The sequence below is a fragment of the Nitrospirillum goiasense genome (genome assembly GCF_034427435.1).
In the GTDB taxonomy this organism is placed as follows: Bacteria; Pseudomonadota; Alphaproteobacteria; order Azospirillales; family Azospirillaceae; genus Nitrospirillum.
The window spans coordinates 449,748-465,706 of sequence record NZ_JAXQNP010000002.1 but is presented as its reverse complement, the minus strand read 5'-3'; the positions used below and the strand labels follow the sequence as shown (position 1 = coordinate 465,706).

The following is a 15,959-nucleotide window of genomic DNA, read 5'->3' as shown; positions in this document are numbered from 1 at the left end:
GTTTATCAGCCCGCCTTGCCCAATTCCGCGGTCAATTCCGGCACGGCCTTGAACAGGTCGGCGACCAGGCCGTAGTCGGCGACCTGGAAGATGGGCGCCTCCTCGTCCTTGTTGATGGCCACGATGACCTTGCTGTCCTTCATGCCGGCCAGGTGCTGGATGGCGCCCGAGATGCCCACGGCGATGTACAGCTCCGGCGCCACGATCTTGCCCGTCTGCCCGACCTGGTAGTCGTTGGGCACGAAGCCGGCGTCCACGGCGGCGCGGCTGGCGCCCACGGCCGCCCCCAGCTTGTCGGCCAGGGCCTCCAGCAGGGGGAAGTTGTCGCCCGACTGCATGCCGCGCCCGCCCGAGACGATGACGCGGGCGCTGGTCAGCTCCGGCCGCTCCGACTTCGACACTTCCTGGCTCACGAACTTGGACAGGCCGGCGTCCGCCGCGCCCGACACGGCCTCGACCGACGCGCTGCCGCCGGTGGCCGCCACCGCCTCGAACGCCGTGCCGCGCACCGTCGCCACCTTCACCGGGTCGGACGACTGCACGGTGGCGATGGCGTTGCCGGCGTAGATCGGCCGGGTGAAGGTGTCCGCACTCTCCACCCCGGTGATGTCGCTGATCTGCGCCACGTCCAGCAGGGCGGCGACACGCGGCGCCACGTTCTTGCCGAAGGTGGTGGAGGGGGCGAAGACGTGGCTGTAGCCGCCGCTCTTCACCAGGCCCACCACCAGCGGGGCCACGTTCTCCGCCAGGCCGTGCGCCAGCTCGGCGGCGTCCGCCGTCAGCACCTTGGCCACACCGGCCACCTGGGCGGTGGCGTCAGCGACAGCGCCCACACCCTGACCAATGACCAGGACGTGGACATCGCCGCCCAGCTTGGCGGCCGCCCCCAGGGTGGTCAGCGTCGGGGCCTTCAAACCTTCCGTCGAGGGTTCGGCAATCACAAGAGTCGTCATGGTCAGATCACCCGCGCTTCGGTCTTCAGCTTGGCCACCAGCTCCTCGACGGAGCCCACCTTGACGCCGCCGGCGCGCTTCGCCGGCTCCGCCACCTTCAGCGTCTTCAGGCGCGGCGTCAGGTCCACGCCCAGGCTGGCCGGGTCCACCGTTTCCAGCGGCTTCTTCTTCGCCTTCATGATGTTGGGCAGCGAGGCGTAGCGCGGCTCGTTCAGGCGCAGGTCGGTGGTCACCACCGCCGGCAGCTTCAACTCCACCGTCTCCAGCCCGCCGTCGATCTCCCGCGTCACGGCAACCGTACCTTCGGCCGGCACCACCTTGCTGGCGAAGGTGCCCTGGGCCCAGCCCAGCAGTGCGGCCAGCATCTGGCCGGTCTGGTTGGCGTCGTCGTCGATGGCCTGCTTGCCCAGGATCACCAGGCCCGGCTGTTCCTTCTCGGCCAGCGCCTTCAGCGTCTTGGCCACGCCCAGCGACTGCGTCTCCGCGTCCGTCTGCACCAGGATGGCGCGATCGGCACCCATGGCCAGCGCCGTGCGCAGCGTCTCTTGCGCCTGTGTCGGACCCACGCTCACCACCACGATCTCGGTGGCCTTGCCCGCCTCTTTCAGGCGCACAGCCTCCTCAACCGCGATCTCGTCGAACGGGTTCATCGACATCTTGACGTTGGCCGTCTCCACACCCGTGCCGTCCGCCTTCACACGGACCTTCACGTTGTAGTCAACGACCCGCTTGACCGCGACCAGTATCTTCATTCTCAAGCCATCCTTCGGCACTTCTTGGGAAGGGCGCCCGCCCGGTGTGACGCTCCACCCTCGATCTGGCGGGTTCTGGTTATTTTCCACGTCCGGCGGATCGAGCCATACGGACGTGGTCGGCAAAAATAGGATTGTCCCACAAGGCTGTCAACGCTGCCCTGTTGCACTGCAATATGGCCTAAACCCAAGGGTTTACGCTGATACTCCCCGCATGTTTCCGGCCCCTAACGGTTGGCGCCGGGCACCCACAGCACGTCGCCCGCCCCCCGGCCGTTCACGTACCGCGACAGGACGAACAGGAAATCTGAAAGTCGGTTCAGGTACTTGAAGGCCGCCGGGGTCACCGGCTCCCGCTCCGCCAGCGCGGCTACCAGCCGCTCCGCCCGCCGGGTGACGGTGCGGGCCTGGTGCAGATAGGCGGCGGCGGGGGTGCCACCGGGCAGGACGAAGGATGACAGCGGCGCCAGTTCGGCGTTCAGCGCGTCGATCTCCCGCTCCAGCCGGGTGACCTGGGCATCGACGATGCGCAGGGGCGGGTAGGGGGGAGCCTCCTGCTCGGGCGTGCACAGGTCGGCGCCCAGGTCGAACAGGTCGTTCTGGATGCGGGACAGATAGGCGTCCTCGGCCGTGCCGGCGGTGTGCAGGCGGGCCAGGCCGATGACGGCGTTGGCCTCGTCCACCGTGCCATAGGCCTCGACCCGCAGGTCATGCTTGGCCACGCGCCGGCCGTCGCCCAGCGAGGTCTGGCCCTTGTCGCCGCCGCGGGTGTAGATGCGGGTCAGCGTGACCATGCCGACCCCCGCATCCCGATGCCATGCGCCGCGGCCCTCATGCGTGGTGCCCCAGGGCCAGCGCCGTCAGGATGAACAGCACCACCGCCAGGATTTGCAGACGGATACGCCACCACATCAGGCGGTTGCCCGTTGTACCGGCCTTATCGCCACCCCGGGCCATGGTGAACAGGCCCAGGATAAGGACGCCCAGCACGGCCAGCATGGTGGCGCCCAGGCAAAAGAAGAGGAATGTGCCCATGGCGCCGATTATAGCGTGCGCGTGCGCGCTTGCCCATCGGCTTGGGGAGGCCCCTGACACCCCCCGGCCAATCTGGCGGCTGACGGCTCAGGCGCTTTCCCGCAGGCGGGTGGTGAAGGTGTGTGCGCTGTCCCGCAGGCGCTGGGCCTGCAGCCCCAGGGCGGTGGACGACTGGTTGACGCGGTCGGCGGCCGCCCCGGTCTGGCGGGCGGCGTCGGCGACATGGCCGATGCTGGCCGATACCCCGGCGGTGCCGGTGGCGGCTTGGGTGATGCCCCGGGCGATTTCCCGCGTGGCGCTGCTCTGCTCCTCCACCGCGCCGGCGATGGAGGTCGCGATCTCATCCATGCCGGCGATGACGGTGCCGATCTGGCTGATGGCCGCCACCGCTTCCTCCGACACCTGCCGGATGGCGCTCACCTGCGCCGAAATCTCCTCCGTCGCCCTGGCCGTCTGGGTGGCCAGGGCCTTGACCTCCCCCGCCACGACGGCGAAGCCCTTGCCCGCCTCGCCGGCCCGGGCCGCCTCGATGGTCGCGTTCAGCGCCAGCAGGTTGGTCTGGCTGGCGATGGTGTTGATCAGGCCCAGCACGTCGCCGATGCGGCCGGCGGCGGCCACCAGGCTGCGCACGGCGCCGTCGGTTCGCCGCGTCGTCTCCAGCGCCTCTGCCGAAATCTTGTTCGACTGCGCCACGCGGGCGCTGATCTCGTTGATCGAGGCGGACAGCTCCTCGGTGGCGCTGGCCACCGCCTGGACGTTGCCGGCGGCGTCGCCGGCGGCGGCATCGGCCTGGGTGCTGTCGCTCAGCGACCGGTCCGCCGCCTTCGTCAGCAGGCCGGCGTCATCGCGCAGGCCGCCCACGGCGGTGCCGATGCCGTCGATGACGCCGGACATGGTGTCGGTGAACCCTTGGGCCAGGCCTTCCAGCACCCGCTGCCGGTCCCGGCGCCCTTCCTCGATGTAGACGGAAATGGCGAGGTCCATGTCCAGCATCACCGCCCGCAGCAGGGCCTGTTGCAGCCGGGCCATGTCCACGCGCGGCTTCAGCCAGCCGAATAGGCCGCGGCGCTTGGTACCCGCGACCATGGCCAGCAACTCCCCGGTGATGAAGGCGTAGCCGCCGATGTACCAGCGCGGCTCAAGCCCCAGGCGGTTGTGGGCCCGACCCACGCGGATCACGCTGTCCAGGTAGGTGGTGTCGAACGAACCGGTGACGATGGCCGCCCAATGGCGCATCTGCATCTGCTTCACATGCGCCAGGTGTTCATCGCCGCCGAATAGTTTGAATATCTCCGGCTGGGTGCGCAGCTTGGCGTAGAAGCGGTCCAGGATGGCGGGCAACTCCCGCTCCACCTGGGGGCGCAGGCTGCGCAGGGCGTCGCGGGTGGCGGCGTCGATGTTGAGGAAGGTCAGGCGTTCCTGAAACTGGCGCTGCATCGCGTCCTGGTCGGCGGTCATGGTCCTGTCCCCTGCAAGGTGGCGGCGCCCCGCATGGCGTCGCATGACCAAGCAACACTCGCGCCGGTTGGTAAATCATCCGTAAAAATCGGCGGGCCCGGGGAACCGCCCTAACCTTTTGGCAATTCTGATTGATCTGGATCAACCGCGACCTTTTGGCCTCTATCGGCGCCATTGCGCCGGATGGCGGTCCAGGCTAAACCCGACCATGGCCTTTCTTCGACACATCCGGGCGTGCAACGCCCACGACGCCGCGGCTTTCCTGCCCTTCGCCGTCAATGGTCAGCGTGTGGGGCATGTGCGCCCCGCCTTCGCCGACCGGGTGGCCGGCCTCAGCGACGCCTTTCGCTGGACGCAAGGGGCCGCCCCGCTGCTGGATCTGCTGCCCACCGATGCCGCGAGCCGTACCCAGGCGGTCCGCGAGGTGGTGGCCACGCTGGCGGCGGACGGGCTGGTGCCATCCCTGCGGGGGGAAGACTTTCCCGTACTGGCCCAGTGGGGGCAGCCCGAGCTGTTTCGCCTGGACCGCGCGGCGGTGCCTGGCTTCGGCGTTCGCGGCTTCGGCCTGCACGTGAACGGCTATGTGCGGGGCGCCGACGGTGGCCTGGAGATGTGGGTGGGCCGGCGGGCCCGGGACCGGGGCGTGGCGCCCGGCAAGCTGGACAACATCGTGGCCGGCGGCCAGCCTGCCGGTCTCAGCCTCACTGAAAACCTGGTGAAGGAGGCGCACGAGGAAGCCGGCCTTGACCCCAGCCTGGCCCGCAGCGCCGTGCCGGTGGGCGCCATCACCTATGTCTTCGACACCGCCGCCGGCCTGCGGCGCGACACCCTGTTCTGTTACGACTTGGCGCTGAGCCGCGACGTCATCCCCCGCAACACCGATGGCGAGGTCGAGTCCTTTGAGCTTTGGCCCTTGGACCGGGTGGCGGACAGCGTCCGCACCACCGATGACTGGAAGTTCAACGTCAACCTGGTGGTGATCGATTTCCTGATCCGCCACGGTCAACTGAGTCCGGACCATGAGCCGGACTACATGGATTTGGTGACCGGCCTGCGCACCAACGACTGATACGCCGGGGCCCTCGCCTCAATTCCATAGGGCGTGGATGCGCCCGCCCGGCGCCTGAGGGACCCAGAAATTTTCATAGGATGCGACCGCGTCCGCCGGAAGTTTCCGGGGAGCGCAGCGGACTGGAAACTGAGGACAGCCCAGGGCGCGGATGCGCCCGCCCGGCGTCTGAGGGACTTAAAAAAGCGCGTCGATGGCGTCCTGGTCCAGGGTCGCCTGCTCGGTGGCGCCGTGCACGATGGCGCTGCCCCGGTCGACCAGCTTTTGCAGGCGCTGCCAATAGTCCGTCGCCAGGAAGCCCAGCATCTCCGGCAAATCCTGCTCCGCCTCCAGCGCCATCACCGCCTCGGCGATGGTGGCGTCCAGCTCCTCCACCACCCGGTCGAAGGGCTGGCGGTATTCCGGCGGCACATGGTCGTAGGCTTCGATGGCCAACGCCGCGAAGCCCAGGCCGCTGCCCTCGAAATGCTGCTTGTAGGTCTTGGGTTGCCAGGCGCGGATCTCGTCCAGCATTTCCGGCATGTCGCCCAGCATGGACAACAGCATGATCACTTCGTTGAAGTGATTGAAGTAGTCCGTCGACAGCAGGGTGTTGCCATCTATCGTCGTGTCTTTGACGAGGGTCCGGTAATGGGCGAGGGTGTCGGCATCAGGCATAGGGCGTTCTTACCACGGAGCCTTCGGTCTGGGAGGCGAAAAATGCGCTGGGCAGCGAAGCGCGCGCTTGGCTAGATGAGCGGGACCCGGGCTTGATCAAGGCATATTCACATCTATCCGGTTCACACCCGGCCGGTTCCGACCCATCAGTCCATGCCCAACCGGCGGCGGATGTCGGCCGGGGTGGCCCCGCCGTCACGCAGCGCCGCCAGGCTTGCCGCCCCGTCGCGTTTGGCCAGCCGTTCACCACGCTCATTGACCAGCAAGCGGTGGTGATGCCAGTCGGGGACGTTCAGGTCAAGCAAGGCCTGCAGCAGGCGGTGCACATGCGTCGCCTCCATCAGGTCGCGGCCGCGGGTCACCAGGGTGACGCCCTGAAGATGATCGTCCACCGTGACCGCCAGGTGGTAGCTGGTGGCCACGTCGCGCCGTGCCAGCACGACATCACCCAGGATGCCGGGCTGGGCCGTCACGGTGCCCGCCTCCAGGTCGGTCCAGCGCAGCGGTCCGGTGCGGTGCGCGGCGGCCGCGACATCCAGACGCAGGGCGTGCGGCGCGCCCGCCGCCAGCAGGTCGGCCCGCCGCGCCGGGTCCATATGCCGGCAGGTGCCGGGGTAGAGGGGGCCCTCCGGCCCATGGGGGGCGGCGCCGGCCCGCGCGATCTCGTCCTGGATGTCCTTGCGCGAACAGAAACAGGGGTACAGCACCCCCAGGTCCGAGAGGCGGTCCAGGGCGGTGCGATAATCGGCCATGTGTTCCGACTGGCGCCGCACCGGCTGCGGCCAGCTCAGGCCCAGCCAGGCCAGGTCACGGAGAAAGGCCTCTTCGAACTCCGGACGGCAGCGGTTGGGGTCGATATCCTCGAAGCGCAGCAGAAAGATGCCGCCGCCCCGGCGCGCCGCGTCCCAACCGAACAGGGCGGAATAGGCGTGGCCCAGATGGGGCAAGCCGGTGGGGCTGGGGGCGAAGCGGGTCACGGGCTGGGTCATGCCCCCTGATACCACCGGCGGCCACGACTTGCCCATCCCCTGCCCCCCATTCCCTGCCCCCCATTCCCTGCTCCGAGTCGGCCCTGGTTTGGCTTTCCGCCCTCCCTACAAAAAGGGGTAGGGCGGGATGACCGCCCCACATCTTGTGGGTAAACATATGACGTTATGGTGAAATCGCGGGGCCCCCACCAAGGCGAGGATTGCCGAATTGGGCGGGAAAGGCTAATAAGGCAATGATCTCTGGCCGTGGGTTCGGCCCCGGCCTTCCTCGGGAACGGCGCGGGGGTGGTATTGTCTCCACCACTAGACAGTTGTCCGGCCTTGGTACTGAACGCCGATTTCCGGCCGCTCAGCTACTTCCCCTTGTCCCTCTGGTCTTGGCAAGACACCGTCAAGGCCGTGTTCCTGGACAGGGTCAACATCATTTCCGTCTATGACCGCGTCGTGCGGTCGCCCACGGCGGAAATCCGAATACCCAGCGTCATCAGTCTGAAGGAATACATACCGGCGACTCGAAGGCCGGCCTTCACCCGCTTCAACGTCTTCCTACGCGATCATTTCTGTTGTCAGTATTGCGGTGAGCCTTTCCCCACCCAGGAACTGACCTTCGACCACGTCATCCCACGCTCCCGCGGCGGACGCACCACCTGGGACAACGTCGTCACCTCCTGCTCCGCCTGCAACCTGGCCAAGGGCAGCCGTCTGCCGCACCAATGCGGCATGATCCCCCTCAGTCCCCCGTTCCAGCCCACGGTGTTCCAGCTTCAGGAAAACGGCCGGGCCTTCCCGCCCAATTTCCTGCACGAAAGCTGGCGCGACTTCCTCTACTGGGACACGGAACTGGATCCCTTCTGACGGCCCGTTCTTGGCGATGTGGGGCCGTCAGCGATGTGGCGCGGTGCAGGCCAGCATCCAGTCGCGAAAGGCGCGGACGCCCGGCGTCAGCGGTTTTGAGAACAACCGGGTCAGCCAGTAGGCCCCCGTATCCACGCACAACGGGAAGGGTTGCACCAGGCGGCCCTCCTCCAGATCCCGCCGGAACATGGCGGGCGGCGCCAGCGCCACGCCCTCCCCCACCATCGCCGCCTGGACCATAAGGGGGGAGGCGTCGAACAGCGGCCCCCGCGCCGTGATCCCCGGCACGCCGGCGGCCTTCAGCCAGGCCGGCCAATCCTGCGCGCGATAGGACCGCAGCAGCGCATGCGCGGCCAGGTCCGCCGGCTTGTGCAAGGCGGCGGCGACGGCCGGTGCGCACAGGGGCGTCATGGGCGCGTCCATCAGGCGGTGCGCCTCCACGCCATGCCAGGCGCCGTCGCCGAAGCGGATGGCCAGGTCCAGGCTTTCGGTCCACAGGTCGACCTTGTTGTTGTTGGTCATGATGCGCAGGTCGACGCGCGGATGCTGGGCGCGGAAGGTGGCCAGGCGTTCGAACAGGAAGCCGACGGCGAAGGTGCCGACCACGCCCAGGTTCACGATCTCCGCCGGGCCCGTCGCGCTGACGGCGTCCAGCGCCCGTTCCATCATGGCGAACGCCTCCAGGATGGTGGGTGCCAGGGCCTGGCCCTCATCGGTCAGGATCAGGCCCCGGGTGCTGCGGCGGAACAGGCTGACGCCCAACTGTTCCTCCAGCCCGCGCACCTGATGGCTGACGGCCGACTGCGTGACGTGCAGTTCCGCCGCCGCGCGGGTCAGGCTCAGGTGCCGCGCCGCGGCCTCGAAGGCCCGCAGCGCGTTCAAGGAAATGGCGCTGAGCGGCATGGGGCCCGTCCTTAGAAAAACTCAGGATCGCGCCAAGGTATCGTCGTTTGCGCTGGCAAGCAAATGCTGGAATTTTAAGGCATTACCGACTGACGGGGGCGCGACGGCCTGAGGAAAGTGTGGGGAGCGCCCCGCTTTTCCCGGGGGCCATTCCCCTCGTTTCCATTACGCGCCTGCGCCTTGCGACCTCCCGGCCCATGCTGTCGGGAGTGTGCGCCCATGTGCCCGCGCCAAGACCGTATGAAGGGGAAATAGGGTGAAGGTCAGGGGGTTTCGACGCGTGGTCATCGCCAGCCTCGCTATCGCCGCGCCCTCGGCCGCCGCGCCACCGGCGCTGGCCCAGACGGAAATCACCGTCACGGCCACCCCGCCGGAGGCCACGCGCCTGGACGACCGCACAGTCTACGACCTGGCGAACAACCTCCAGGCCAAGGGGGGCGGCAGTGTCGCCGACATCCTGACGACCCTGCCCTCGGTCAGTGTCGACCCGGCGGGCAAGGTCAGCGTGCATGGCGCCACCGTCACGGTGATGGTCGATGGCAAGCCCTCCCCGGCGTTGCGCGGCATGCCCCTGGCCACGGCCCTGCAATCCATGCCGGCCAATACCATCGCCAAGATCGAGGTCATCACCGACCCGGGGCCGGAGTTCCGGGGGATGCCGGCATCGTCATCAACCTGGTCACGCGCAAGCCGCGCACCCCGGCGGCCAAGGTGGACCTGGGGGCGGGCATCGGGCCGCAGGGGCGACGCAGCGGCTCCGCCGCCGGTTCCGTTGGGTTGGGCGCCTGGACGTTCAGCGGCTCGGCCGACGTGCGGGACGACATCCGCTACGATCTGCTGGACATCGATCGGACGGCCAAGAACGCCGATGGATTGGCCGCCGGCCGCCTGGTGGAGCATCGCTCCACCTTCGTGCCCTACACCAACACCACCGGCGCCCTGACCGTGGCCTATGCCGCATCGGACCACGACTCGTTCAGCCTCGGCGGGGAAGGGGCCCTGCGCCACCGGCCGCGCCGCTATCAGGATGACCTGGGCGTTTATGGTCCCGACGGCGGGGTGACCAGCCGCAGCGTCACCCAGGACCGCGCCCCGCAGCATTTCGACCACGCCTCCCTGACCGGCGATTACGTCCGCAAGGGTGTGATCGGGGGCGACACGCTGACCCTGAGGGCCAGCCATGAGGATCATGAGACGCTGCGCGACCAGACCGACGACCAGCTCTTCGACGTTCCAACCTCTGTGGAGGACATCTATCGCCAGCGGCACACGGAACGTGAGCTGATCGATACCGTCAGCGGCGACTATGTCCTGCCGCGACCCCGGGAGGAGCAGATCAAGCTGGGGTTTGAGGTCGAGTTGGACCGGGTGCAGTCCGCCTATCTGGCGGGGGCGGTGGGCGATCCGGGGAGGGCGGGTTCGGTGTCACCCCCGCCGCGCGCTTCGGCCTCAACCGCACCCTCAGCGCCGGTTACGCCAGTTATCAGCGCCTGCTGGGGTTCTGGCTGGTCAAGGGCGGGCTGCGGGTGGAGTCGATGGCGATGCGGTTCCTGGCGGCGGCGGACGGCATGCCGGACTCCAACGACCTGCGCTGGCTGCCCAGCCTGTCCCTGGGGCGGGATCTCGGCCCTGAGAGCCGCCTTACCCTCAGCTACACCCGGCGCATCGACCGGCCGACGACGGAACAACTGAATCCGCTTCAGACCATCGTCGGGGCGACCACCATTCTGGGCAATACCGGCTTGCGGCCCAGCCGGACGGACTCGGTGGAGGCCGGCTACACCTATACGGCGGGGACGGTGACGGCCAGCGGCACCCTGTACGCGCGCCATCTGGCCGACGATATCGTGGACTACCAGTATGCCGCCGCACCGGGCGACACGGCCCTGGTCTCCACGGTGGAAAACGCGGGCGGCGGCACGTCGGCCGGCCTGGATCTGGCGGTGGATTTCCATCTGGGGGCGGACTGGGCGGTCAGCCTCAGTTCCGACCTGTCCCACCTCCGGGAATCCATGCCCGTTGGTGGCGGGGAGTATGACGGCGCCCTGTTCACGCACCTGACCAAGGTCAACCTGACCTGGACGCCGGAGAAGGGCGACAGCCTGCAACTCCAGGCGCAACTACATGGCCGGTCGCTGGAAGCGGGCGGCACGCGGTCCGGCTATCAGTCTCTGACCCTGTCTTATGGCCATGACGTGTCGTCGCGGCTGAAGCTGATCGTCACCGTCAACGACGTGTTCAATGGCGTGCGCCGCGTGACATGGATCGACACGCCGCAATACCGGGAACGGTCCGAAGTGACCGTGCCGGGGCAGATCGTCTATCTCAGGCTGACGTACAAGCTGGGCGGCGACAATGCCGCCGCGCCCTGACCCAGGCCCTGACCCAGGCCCTGATCAGACCCGTTCCGCCACCCAGATGACGGCGCGGGTGCCCGCCTTGATCAGGGTGTAGAGCACGGGATAGCCCGTGGTCAGCTCCGCATCGTGGGCGATGCCGATGTCGCGGTGCTCCAGCTCCTCGGCGCGGAATTTCTCGATGGTGGCCTTCAGCTCCGCCTCGCCCGGGCCCAGGCGTTCCGCTTGCTCGGCATAGTGGGCGTCGATGGCCTCCTCCACCGCGACGGTGCAGGCCATGGCCGCCCGCTCGCCCATCAGGGCGGTGGCCGCACCCAGGGCGTAGCCGGCCAGCTTCCACAGCGGCTGCAACGCCGTGGGCCGCACCCGCCGCTCCACCATCATTTTGTTGAAGGTGTCGAGGTGGACGCGCTCCTGCTCCTCCATATGGCGGATGGTGGTCCCCACCGGTCTTTTCCCCAGCACGGACAACTGCCCGGCATAGATGCGGGCGGCGCCGTACTCACCCGCCTGGTCCACACGGATGATGCGGGCGATCTGCGCCTCGGTGCCCAGGTCGCCCGGCAAGGGGCGGCGGGCAAGGCGCTCGGCCGGCTGGGTGGCGGCGGGCTGCTGGGTGGGGTGCTGGCGGGCGGTGTTCGTGGCGCTCATGAAACCCTCCTCAGGCCCGCTTGGCGCCGGCGCGGGCGGCGGCCCAGGCGACCACGCCCAGGATCAGCGAGGCCGGGAAATTGAAGGCGGCCATGGAAATGCCGTGGAAGGTCCACTGCGCCTCGTCACAGCGCACCAGCGGGGCGGACATCAGACGCTCCCGCAACTGATCCAGCGTCAGGTTCTTGGGCATGCTGCTGCTGCAGGTGGTGAAGCCTTCCCACCAATGCTGTTCCACGCCCGCGTGAAAGCCGGCGATGGCGGCCCCCACCAGGAAGGCCAGGCCGCCCAGGGTCAACGAGGCGCCCCGCAGCCGGGTGTCCACCAGGCCGGGCAGCAGCGCCACGATGGCCGCGACATAGGCCCAGCGCTGCCACATGCAGAACTCGCACGGGTGCAGGCCGCCGACATATTGCGACAGCAGCGCCGTGCCCAGGGCCGCCACCGACGCCAGCACCAGCGCCGCCTGCGGCAGGCGGGGATGGGCCAATGGGGACGGGGCGGCGGTGGGGCTGGGGGCGACGGCGGTCATGGCGGGGGTCCGGGGATCGGGGACGAAGGTTCAGTGCAGATGCACGTATTTCAGAAGCACGAAGCCGCCAACCAGCAACACCAGAAACAGGGTGGTGACCAGCGTCAGGCGCTTTTCCACGAATGTGCGGATGGGCTCGCCGAATTTCCAGAGCAGGGCGGCGACCAGGAAAAAGCGCAAGGCGCGGGAGATCAACGAGGCGCCGGCGAAGGTGAGCAGGTCGAACTGGAAGGCGCCGCTGGCGATGGTCACCAGCTTGTAGGGGATGGGGGTCATGCCCTTCAGGATGATGATCCAGGCGCCCTTCTCATCGAAACCCTGCTTGAACTCCGTGTACTTGTCCATCAGGCCATAGGCCTCGATGATGTGGTGGCCGATGACGTCCCAGAAATAATAGCCGATGGCGTAGCCCAGGAAGCCACCCAGGACGGACGCCACGGTGCAGACCGTGGCCAGGAAGAAGGCGCGGCGCCGGTCGGCCAGGATCAGCGGGATCAGCAGCAGGTCCGGCGGAATGGGAAAGACCGAGCTTTCGATGAAGGAAATACCCGCCAGGGCCCACACGGCATGGCGGTGGCCGGCAAGGGCGAGGGTGCGGTCATACAGGCTACGCAGCAACGGGCATCTCCGACGGCGGGGTCCCCGCCAAGGGGGCGGGGCCGGGCGCTACCCGTCTATCAGGTGCGCCCTCCGCCCGCAACCGCGCGGGCCCCCGGGCCGGCGTGTCAAGCCTGTGCCCCGCCCGCCCGTGCCCGCCCATTGACGCCAGCCACCGCATGCGGCGCTTGACCCCCGGCTTTCTATCGCTATGATCCCGCCCACGCTTGAAGCGCCCGGTGCCTCCGTGGCGAAATGGTAGACGCGGCAAACTCAAAATCTGTTGGCCGCAAGGTCGTGTTGGTTCGAGTCCGACCGGGGGCACCAAATTCCTCAATAAAATCAGCCACTTGCGGCGTCGCCGTTTGGCCCGTGAAAGCGGGTCAAAATCGGTGTCCGCACAGTGTCCTAAAATCACCCCATTTGCAGACAGACCAGTGTCCGCAGTTCGCGTCGTGATTTTCGGAAGGCGGTGGCGGCTGGGGAGATAGGCACGCCCCACGGACCCGAAGGCTACCCGGCATATCTTACAGCGCGCCGCCACCATGGCCTGCTTAAGTCAGGCCGCAGGCATGATCAAGCCGCCCGGCGGCGGCCCGCTCCATCAGGCCGCGATCCAGCAAGGACAGCGTGCCAGCTACCTTGGCCGCGACATGGGCTAAGAACCACTCCCGGCTGACGGTGCGGGTGCTGTAGCGCGGGTTGTCCCGGCTGAGCACCAAGCCGCCCAGATAGTCGGGGGCGCATCGAAACAGCTCCAGGGCGCCGGGCAGCATCTCCAAGGCGTAGATGCCCTCGCCGTGCCAGGTGTCAACCGGCACCACAGCGACGAGATCGCCGGAGCGCAGCGTGGGCTCCATGCAGTCGCTCTCTACGGGCATGAAACGCGGCGTCACCGCTGCGGGCGCGGTGTGAGAGACCAAGTTCATCATATTGCACCCTCTCGTTGAAGGGCAGCCGGATCAAGCCGCCGTCGACATATTGTGAGAGGGGGGGCTACCTCGTTCGTCAACGATATTCGTTGAATTAAGCGCTTTAAGCGCTTAAAATGTTGCCATGACTACCCCAGCCCAAAGCCGTGCGGCGCGCGGCATGCTCGATTGGTCCCAGGAAAAACTGGCAGATGCTGCTGGCGTCAGCCTCAGCACCATACGCGATTTCGAGAAAGGGCGACGCACACCGATGCCGCAGAATTTATCTGCCATTCGCACGGCTCTCGAAGTAGTGGGAGTGGAGTTTATCGGCAGCGGCGAGATTTCGTCGCATGGTGGCCCGGGGATTCGGCTGAAGAGCCCTTAATTGAATGCCTGGAGGCTATTTTGTTTGACATTAACGTCTTTACAGATGGGCTTTTGGGCAAGCACCTTCCTGAGATTGTCTATTTGATGCAAAGTGAGCATCAGCGCGTAGAAGAATTGATGCGCGGTGGTCGTTACGGTGCTCCCTTAGCTAGGGCATCTGGTGGCGTCAAATATCAGGCCCAGCTAGGTCGGCTAATATTCTGGCTTGGAGCCTACTCCATCCCTGGTGGAATGACACTTTCAGATCGGTCAATTGCGTTAAAATTGACCAGAGATTTGGTAGAGCGTCAGATAATTAAGGCTGAAGCGCTTCGTATTTTAAGTGACTATCGACCTCCATATTGATCTGCCGGAATCTAGGGCCGCTCTCCACGACATTACATAGAGAGATGCCCTCGAGTCCGCTGACGTCATCTTCATCGCGGAGAACGGCGAGGGCCCGGGCTTGCGGCTGCGGAAATCATCAATTGGCGAAGATGGGTGAATTCTTCACGTACGTCATTGTTCTATGCAGATCCTGTAAATTTTCCAAATTCATCTTTTTTTACTATAGCCTAAGCGGCATGCTCCGTACTTTTCATCAACTGTTTCTGTCGTTATGTCCCCGAATGGAGAGGGTCCAAGCGTTGCTCTGGTGCTTATCTCCCTGCTCCAATTGCGGCAATTCATTTTGCTTTCTTCGGTTTGATGCCTTGGCCATTGGTCGCTCTTTTTAGTTTCGCTGAAAAAGAGGAGAATGGCGAAAAGAATCGATGGACTTACCCGAACGGCTTGAAATCGTGACACGTCGCGTTGATGCGCTTAAGATCGCAACTGGTGGTGGCGCAACATAAGCGATGCCGGGTAGCCTTCGGGTCCGCTGGGGCGCTTCGCTCCCAGGCCGCTGCCTTTTTTGTACGTGGGCCGATTTTAGAACTTAGAGGATGTAAATGCCAATTCAGAATTGGGAATGCCCATATTGCGGGCACGCGCAAACGGTAACTGACAATAAATTTGACGACAGGTATAGTATAATTCGTGCAGGCGACAAACATGACGAGTATTTTGCCATAGGAAGACTTGCAATTATTTGCTCAAATGAAGAATGTAGAAAATTATATCTTCATCTAACTTTAAACTCTAGAAACAGTAGGGACGAAGTAAGAGAAGATCCTATAGTGACGTGGCAACTATTGCCGAATGGCATTGCTAAGCCCCAGCCTTCTTACATTCCTCAGGTGCTGATATCCGATTATAATGAGGCTTGCCTTATAATTAACAATAGCCCGAAAGCATCAGCGACGCTGGCGCGCCGTTGTATTCAAGGAATAATTCGTGATTTCTTCGGTATTTCGAAATCAAGACTCATTGACGAAATAAATGAACTCAGAAAACAGGTTGAAAGCAAGCAAATTGTTGAAATAACAGGAGAAGTAATAGAAGCCATTGACCATGTGCGCGAAATCGGAAATATAGGGGCGCATATGGAGAAAGATGTCAATGTAATAATTGATGTTGAAATCGACGAAGCTCAAATTCTAATAGAGCTAATAGAAACACTTTTTGAGGATTTATATGTGGCCCGTTATAAACGACAAGAACGACTTCGCAAACTGAAAGCAGTGGCCGATAATAAGGACGCAGCAAAAAAGTCTGCAGCTAGTGCTGCTGCCGGTGGAAGCGCGCCACCGCCCCAGCCTTAGTGCTGGGGTAAATTCCGGTGGACCCCAGCGTCCGGAGAGTTTGCACTACGGCAGTGCAAACTCTCCGGAAAACAGGGGAGTCACCTAACGTCCTGAAATAAATGCATTCCTCAAAATTGAGGGCGCCCCATTCCTCGGAATTCCGATGTTTGGAGGTAAGGGTCCATG

19 protein-coding genes and 1 tRNA gene are annotated in these 15,959 nt (G+C 65.3%); 8 read left to right on the top strand and 12 right to left on the bottom strand.

What is annotated here, in order from left to right; genetic code table 11:
- Positions 1-5: 5 nt before the first annotated feature.
- The 5 genes from ULB03_RS04440 to ULB03_RS04420 all read right to left on the bottom strand — a co-directional run bounded on the left by ULB03_RS04440 (position 6) and on the right by ULB03_RS04420 (position 4,198).
- Positions 6-953, bottom strand: a complete 948-nt coding sequence (locus tag ULB03_RS04440) for an electron transfer flavoprotein subunit alpha/FixB family protein (RefSeq protein WP_322482071.1) — start codon at positions 951-953, stop codon at positions 6-8.
- Positions 954-955: 2 nt separating this feature from the next.
- A complete protein-coding gene (locus ULB03_RS04435; protein ID WP_322482070.1) occupies positions 956-1,705 on the bottom strand; it encodes an electron transfer flavoprotein subunit beta/FixA family protein in 750 nt (249 codons plus the stop codon).
- A gap of 227 nt (positions 1,706-1,932) precedes the next feature.
- Positions 1,933-2,499 carry a cob(I)yrinic acid a,c-diamide adenosyltransferase gene (locus ULB03_RS04430; protein ID WP_322482069.1) on the bottom strand — a complete coding sequence of 189 codons (567 nt, stop codon included), beginning with the start codon at positions 2,497-2,499 and terminating at the stop codon, positions 1,933-1,935.
- A gap of 37 nt (positions 2,500-2,536) precedes the next feature.
- Positions 2,537-2,740 (bottom strand): twin transmembrane helix small protein, encoded by a 204-nt coding sequence (locus ULB03_RS04425; RefSeq protein WP_322482068.1) that lies wholly within the window; start codon positions 2,738-2,740, stop codon positions 2,537-2,539.
- A gap of 87 nt (positions 2,741-2,827) precedes the next feature.
- Positions 2,828-4,198, bottom strand: a complete 1,371-nt coding sequence (locus ULB03_RS04420) for a globin-coupled sensor protein (RefSeq protein ID WP_322482067.1) — start codon at positions 4,196-4,198, stop codon at positions 2,828-2,830.
- A 208-nt stretch (positions 4,199-4,406) separates the two neighbouring features.
- Here ULB03_RS04420 and ULB03_RS04415 point away from each other — a divergent pair, with 208 nt between their 5' ends.
- A complete protein-coding gene (locus tag ULB03_RS04415) occupies positions 4,407-5,267 on the top strand; it encodes a DUF4743 domain-containing protein (protein ID WP_322482066.1) in 861 nt (286 codons plus the stop codon).
- Between the two features lie 177 nt (positions 5,268-5,444).
- Here the strand turns inward: ULB03_RS04415 and ULB03_RS04410 are convergent, their stop codons facing one another.
- Both ULB03_RS04410 and gluQRS read right to left on the bottom strand, forming a co-directional pair.
- Positions 5,445-5,924 (bottom strand): hypothetical protein, encoded by a 480-nt coding sequence (locus ULB03_RS04410; RefSeq protein WP_322482065.1) that lies wholly within the window; start codon positions 5,922-5,924, stop codon positions 5,445-5,447.
- A 146-nt stretch (positions 5,925-6,070) separates the two neighbouring features.
- A complete protein-coding gene (gene gluQRS / locus ULB03_RS04405; protein WP_322482064.1) occupies positions 6,071-6,913 on the bottom strand; it encodes a tRNA glutamyl-Q(34) synthetase GluQRS in 843 nt (280 codons plus the stop codon).
- 285 nt (positions 6,914-7,198) lie between these two features.
- Between gluQRS and ULB03_RS04400 the strand changes: the two genes are divergently transcribed.
- Entirely contained in the window at positions 7,199-7,768 is a 570-nt protein-coding gene (locus tag ULB03_RS04400; protein ID WP_416211018.1) for an HNH endonuclease, read from the top strand.
- Between the two features lie 27 nt (positions 7,769-7,795).
- On the opposite strand, the gene gcvA is transcribed toward ULB03_RS04400, so the two are convergent.
- Positions 7,796-8,671, bottom strand: coding sequence for a transcriptional regulator GcvA (gene gcvA, locus ULB03_RS04395; protein WP_322482063.1), 876 nt, complete (start codon positions 8,669-8,671; stop codon positions 7,796-7,798).
- A 280-nt stretch (positions 8,672-8,951) separates the two neighbouring features.
- Between gcvA and ULB03_RS04390 the strand changes: the two genes are divergently transcribed.
- Positions 8,952-9,614 (top strand): Plug domain-containing protein, encoded by a 663-nt coding sequence (locus ULB03_RS04390; protein WP_322482062.1) that lies wholly within the window; start codon positions 8,952-8,954, stop codon positions 9,612-9,614.
- Between the two features lie 547 nt (positions 9,615-10,161).
- Positions 10,162-11,043 carry a TonB-dependent receptor domain-containing protein gene (locus ULB03_RS04385; protein WP_322483775.1) on the top strand — a complete coding sequence of 294 codons (882 nt, stop codon included), beginning with the start codon at positions 10,162-10,164 and terminating at the stop codon, positions 11,041-11,043.
- A 24-nt stretch (positions 11,044-11,067) separates the two neighbouring features.
- Here the strand turns inward: ULB03_RS04385 and ULB03_RS04380 are convergent, their stop codons facing one another.
- The 3 genes from ULB03_RS04380 to ULB03_RS04370 are packed head-to-tail and all read right to left on the bottom strand — an operon-like array spanning position 11,068 to position 12,829.
- Entirely contained in the window at positions 11,068-11,679 is a 612-nt protein-coding gene (locus ULB03_RS04380) for a demethoxyubiquinone hydroxylase family protein (RefSeq protein ID WP_322482061.1), read from the bottom strand.
- A gap of 10 nt (positions 11,680-11,689) precedes the next feature.
- The gene (locus ULB03_RS04375) at positions 11,690-12,211 is read right to left on the bottom strand and encodes a disulfide bond formation protein B (RefSeq protein ID WP_322482060.1); all 522 of its coding nucleotides are present in this window, start codon (positions 12,209-12,211) and stop codon (positions 11,690-11,692) included.
- A gap of 30 nt (positions 12,212-12,241) precedes the next feature.
- The gene (locus ULB03_RS04370) at positions 12,242-12,829 is read right to left on the bottom strand and encodes a YqaA family protein (protein ID WP_322482059.1); all 588 of its coding nucleotides are present in this window, start codon (positions 12,827-12,829) and stop codon (positions 12,242-12,244) included.
- Positions 12,830-13,049: 220 nt separating this feature from the next.
- On the opposite strand from ULB03_RS04370, the gene ULB03_RS04365 reads away from it, so the two are divergent.
- Positions 13,050-13,135: transfer RNA gene (locus ULB03_RS04365), tRNA-Leu, on the top strand.
- Positions 13,136-13,362: 227 nt separating this feature from the next.
- Here ULB03_RS04365 and ULB03_RS04360 read toward each other — a convergent pair.
- The gene (locus tag ULB03_RS04360; protein WP_322482058.1) at positions 13,363-13,737 is read right to left on the bottom strand and encodes a S24 family peptidase; all 375 of its coding nucleotides are present in this window, start codon (positions 13,735-13,737) and stop codon (positions 13,363-13,365) included.
- A 127-nt stretch (positions 13,738-13,864) separates the two neighbouring features.
- Between ULB03_RS04360 and ULB03_RS04355 the strand changes: the two genes are divergently transcribed.
- The 3 genes from ULB03_RS04355 (at position 13,865) to ULB03_RS04345 (ending at position 15,791) form a co-directional block, all read left to right on the top strand.
- On the top strand, positions 13,865-14,107 hold the full coding sequence (locus ULB03_RS04355) for a helix-turn-helix domain-containing protein (RefSeq protein ID WP_322482057.1): 243 nt from the start codon (positions 13,865-13,867) through the stop codon (positions 14,105-14,107).
- A gap of 20 nt (positions 14,108-14,127) precedes the next feature.
- Positions 14,128-14,454: a hypothetical protein gene (locus ULB03_RS04350; RefSeq protein WP_322482056.1), complete on the top strand. Its 327-nt coding sequence runs from the start codon at positions 14,128-14,130 to the stop codon at positions 14,452-14,454.
- Between the two features lie 584 nt (positions 14,455-15,038).
- Positions 15,039-15,791, top strand: coding sequence for a DUF4145 domain-containing protein (locus ULB03_RS04345; RefSeq protein ID WP_322482055.1), 753 nt, complete (start codon positions 15,039-15,041; stop codon positions 15,789-15,791).
- The last annotated feature ends 168 nt before the right edge of the window (positions 15,792-15,959 follow it).